The 3,745-nt window shown below is 40.9% G+C and carries 5 protein-coding genes; all 5 read left to right on the top strand.

Annotated features, from left to right (window positions below):
- The coding region (locus ACLTU0_RS11235; RefSeq protein ID WP_412322519.1) for a pseudouridine synthase at nt 1-337 on the top strand (337 nt) is incomplete at its 5' end.
- A 203-nt stretch (nt 338-540) separates the two neighbouring features.
- Nucleotides 541-2,091: an acyl-CoA carboxylase subunit beta gene (locus tag ACLTU0_RS11230; RefSeq protein ID WP_022228753.1), complete on the top strand. Its 1,551-nt coding sequence runs from the start codon at nt 541-543 to the stop codon at nt 2,089-2,091.
- Nucleotides 2,092-2,112: 21 nt separating this feature from the next.
- Nucleotides 2,113-2,505 carry an OadG family protein gene (locus ACLTU0_RS11225; RefSeq protein ID WP_412322518.1) on the top strand — a complete coding sequence of 131 codons (393 nt, stop codon included), beginning with the start codon at nt 2,113-2,115 and terminating at the stop codon, nt 2,503-2,505.
- 16 nt (nt 2,506-2,521) lie between these two features.
- Nucleotides 2,522-2,899 (top strand): biotin/lipoyl-containing protein, encoded by a 378-nt coding sequence (locus ACLTU0_RS11220; RefSeq protein WP_022228755.1) that lies wholly within the window; start codon nt 2,522-2,524, stop codon nt 2,897-2,899.
- 129 nt (nt 2,900-3,028) lie between these two features.
- On the top strand, nt 3,029-3,745 hold a 717-nt coding region (locus tag ACLTU0_RS11215; protein WP_412322521.1), incomplete at its 3' end, for a sodium ion-translocating decarboxylase subunit beta.

Here is a 3,745-nt window from a genome sequence, read left to right as displayed (position 1 = left end):
CCCTAAGTTCCATACCGATAAGACTTATATTGCAACGATAAAGGGCGGTATAACGATAAGCGGTATCAATAAGCTGAGAAACGGTGTTTATATTGATGATTTCAAAACATCACCGGCGGAGGCTGAAATACTTGACGCGGTAGACGGACACACATATATTAAAATAACAATTCACGAGGGTAAAAACAGACAGGTTCGTAAAATGTTTGCGGCAATCGGCTGTACGGTTGTCGGCTTGCAGAGAATTAAGATAGGCAACGTGGAACTCGGTAATCTTCCGCTTGGAAGATGGCGTCATCTGACAAGTCACGAAGTAAATTATTTGATGAATTCTTAAAAAGAGGCTGTTGACATTTTGTCAACAGCCTCTTTTGTGTATCATATACAAATTTAAGGGGATATTTGTCGATATTTTTTGAAAGCTAACTTGTGAAAAAAGAAATAAAAATGATTGAAAAAAAATTGCGGTTAAGGTATAATATACTTTAGGTATATTTTTTTAAAATTTATCTCTAATCTACAAACAATGGAGGTTAAAACATGGGAACAGTTGATAAATTGACTGAACTTCAATACCGCAGAAGTGTAATAAATAACGGCGGCGGAGAAGTAAAAATCAAAAAGCAGCATGATTCCGGAAAGCTGACAGCAAGAGAGAGAATTAATGCTCTTTTGGATGAAGGCAGTTTCGTTGAAATTGATGCTTTTGTAACTCACAGATGTACCGAGTTCGGTATGGATTGTGTTGAGGCTCCGGGTGAAGGAGTTGTTACAGGTTACGGTACGGTTGACGGACGTCTTGTTTACGTTTACGCTCAAGACTTTACAGTAATCGGTGGCTCACTTGGAGAAATGCACGCAAAGAAAATTTGCAAAGTCATGGATATGGCGGCAAAGATGGGTGCTCCGATAATCGGAATGAACGATTCGGGCGGAGCAAGAATTCAAGAAGGTATAGACGCTCTTTCAGGTTTCGGAGATATATTCTTCAGAAACACTGTAAACAGCGGTGTAATTCCTCAGATTTCTGTAATTATGGGACCATGTGCAGGCGGTGCTGTTTATTCACCGGCTATTACAGACTTTATCTTTATGGTTGAAAAGACAAGTCAGATGTTTATAACAGGTCCGCAGGTAATCAGTTCTGTTACAGGTGAAAATGTAACAAGCGAAGAACTTGGCGGCGCTGATACACATACTTCAAAGTCGGGTGTTGCACACTTTAAGGCGGCAAATGACGAAGAATGTATCGCAAAAATCAGAAAGTTGCTTTCATACTTACCTGCAAACAATCTTGAAGAGGCTCCTTACGAACCTACAAATGACGAAATTAATCGTCTTTCAGAAAAACTTACAACAATCGTTCCTGACGATTCGGGTAAGGCTTATGACGTTAAGGAAGTTATCGCTGAACTTGTTGATAACGGCGACTTCTTTGAAGTACAGGAAGGCTTTGCAAAGAATATTGTAATAGGTTTTGCAAGAATGAACGGACAGGTTATCGGTATCGTTGCAAATCAGCCTAAGGTTATGGCAGGTTCACTTGATGTTAACTCATCAGACAAAGCAGCAAGATTTGTACGTTTCTGCGACAGCTTTAATATTCCTCTTGTTACTCTTACAGACGTACCGGGTTATTTCCCAGGCGTTGAACAGGAACAAAACGGTATTATCAGACACGGTGCTAAGTTGCTTTACGCATTCTCAGAGGCTACAGTTCCAAAGATTAACGTAATCTTGAGAAAAGCTTACGGCGGTGCATACATAGCAATGAATTCAAAACATCTTGGTGCTGATATAGTAATGGCATGGCCGACGGCAGAAATCGCTGTTATGGGTCCTGAAGGTGCAGCTAACATCATTTTCAAGAATGATATTAAGGAAAGCTCTGACCCTGTTACTACAAGAAATGAAAAGATTCAGGAATACAGAAATAAGTTTGCATCACCTTACGAGGCTGCAAAGCGTGGTTATGTTGACGATGTAATCGAACCTGATTCAACAAGACCGAGAATAATCGCCGCACTTGAAATGCTTGCATCAAAGCGTGATTCAAGACCGGCTAAAAAGCATGGAAATCTTCCTGTTTAATTGTGAAAGGAGATTTTTAGTATGTATTCAGAAGCATTATTGACAGGTCAGAACCTGTCATTAAGTGAAGCGTTGGCAATGGGAGGACAAACAACAGTTATAGGTTTGGCAATAGTTTTCGCCGTACTTATCATACTTATGATAGTGCTTTCGCTTTTCAAGGTTATATTCTATAAAAAGCCTAAAACACAGGCAGCTCCTGCTACAGCACCGGCTCAAGCAGCACCTGTAGAGGAAGAAACGGCAGACGATACAGACGAAGAAGAGCTTATCGCAGTATTGACAGCCGCAGTTGCCGCAAGTCTAAATACTTCAACGTATAACCTAAGAATTAAGTCATACAGAAGAACAGACAATAAAATGCCTGCTTGGAATAAGGCGGGTGTAACCGAAACAATTAATAATAGATTCTAAAGGAGGCAAAACCTAAATGAGAAAGTTTAATATTTCAGTAAATGGAAAATCATACGAAGTTGACGTAGAAGAAGTAGGCGGAGTATCAACTCCTGCACCGGCTCCTGTTCAAACAGCCGCTCCTGCACCAAAGGCTGCACCGGCTCCAAAGGCTGCACCGAAAGCTGCTCCTGTTGCAGGTGCTAAGCAAGTAACTGCTCCAATGCCTGGTACAATCGTATCTGTAAAGGTAAATGTTGGTGATAAAGTTGAGGCCGGAACACTTGTTGCCGTACTTGAGGCAATGAAGATGGAAAACGAAATTTTCGCCGGTGTAGACGGAACAGTTGCAGGTATCAGCGTATCAGCAGGTGACAGTGTAAACAGCGGTGACGTAATAGTTTCAGTAAACTAATACAGTCACGACTAAATTATAGAAAGTGGTGACAATAAAGTGTTAGAAAGTTTTGCAAACTTTTTGCAGAATACAGGTTTTTACGCACTTATTTCAAGCGGTGGCATTGACGCCGTTAAGACAATTATAATGATTGCGATAGCTTGCGTACTTCTGTATCTTGCAATAGTAAAAAAATTCGAGCCGTTATTGCTACTTCCGATTGCGTTCGGTATGCTTTTGTCAAACTTACCGATGATTAAGGATTCAAGTGCTATTATGATGCACACGGAATTTTTTACGAATCCGGAGTATATGACGGACGGAAAATATATTAATGTCGGATATATCTGTCAGCATGGCGGTCTGCTTGACCTATTGTATCTCGGAGTTAAGCTTGGTATTTATCCTCCGCTTATTTTCGTCGGTATCGGTTGTATGACAGACTTCGGTCCGCTAATTGCCAATCCAAAGAGTATTCTTCTTGGTGCGGCTGCACAGTTCGGTGTATTCTTTACATTCGTAGGTGCTCTTGTTCTAAGCGCTCTTGTACCGTCAATCAATTTCGGTATCAAAGAAGCTGCGTCAATAGGTATCATCGGCGGTGCCGACGGCCCTACGGCTATTTACGTTACAAAATCACTTGCACCGGCGCTACTGCCGGCAATCGCCGTTGCGGCATATTCATATATGGCATTGATTCCTGTAATTCAACCGCCTATTATGAAACTTATGACTCGTAAAAAAGACAGAATGATTGTTATGGAACAATTAAGACCTGTTTCAAAAACAGAAAAAATCTTGTTCCCAATCATCGTTACAATTATCGTTGCACTTATAATCCCTGACGCAGTGTCACTTGTAGGT

It is taken from the genome of Hominilimicola sp., from assembly GCF_046972485.1.
In the GTDB taxonomy this organism is placed as follows: Bacteria; Bacillota; Clostridia; order UBA1381; family UBA1381; genus Hominilimicola; species Hominilimicola fabiformis.
Note: the sequence above shows the minus strand (reverse complement) of the source record. Positions and strands in the feature narration are given on the sequence as shown.

Excerpts from the sequence above, each read along its gene's own strand:
- ACLTU0_RS11220 (WP_022228755.1), top strand. The coding sequence starts at position 2,522 with ATGAGAAAGTTTAATATTTCAGTAAATGGAAAATCATACGAAGTTGAC.
- ACLTU0_RS11230 (WP_022228753.1), top strand. The coding sequence starts at position 541 with ATGGGAACAGTTGATAAATTGACTGAACTTCAATACCGCAGAAGTGTA.
- ACLTU0_RS11225 (WP_412322518.1), top strand. The coding sequence starts at position 2,113 with ATGTATTCAGAAGCATTATTGACAGGTCAGAACCTGTCATTAAGTGAA.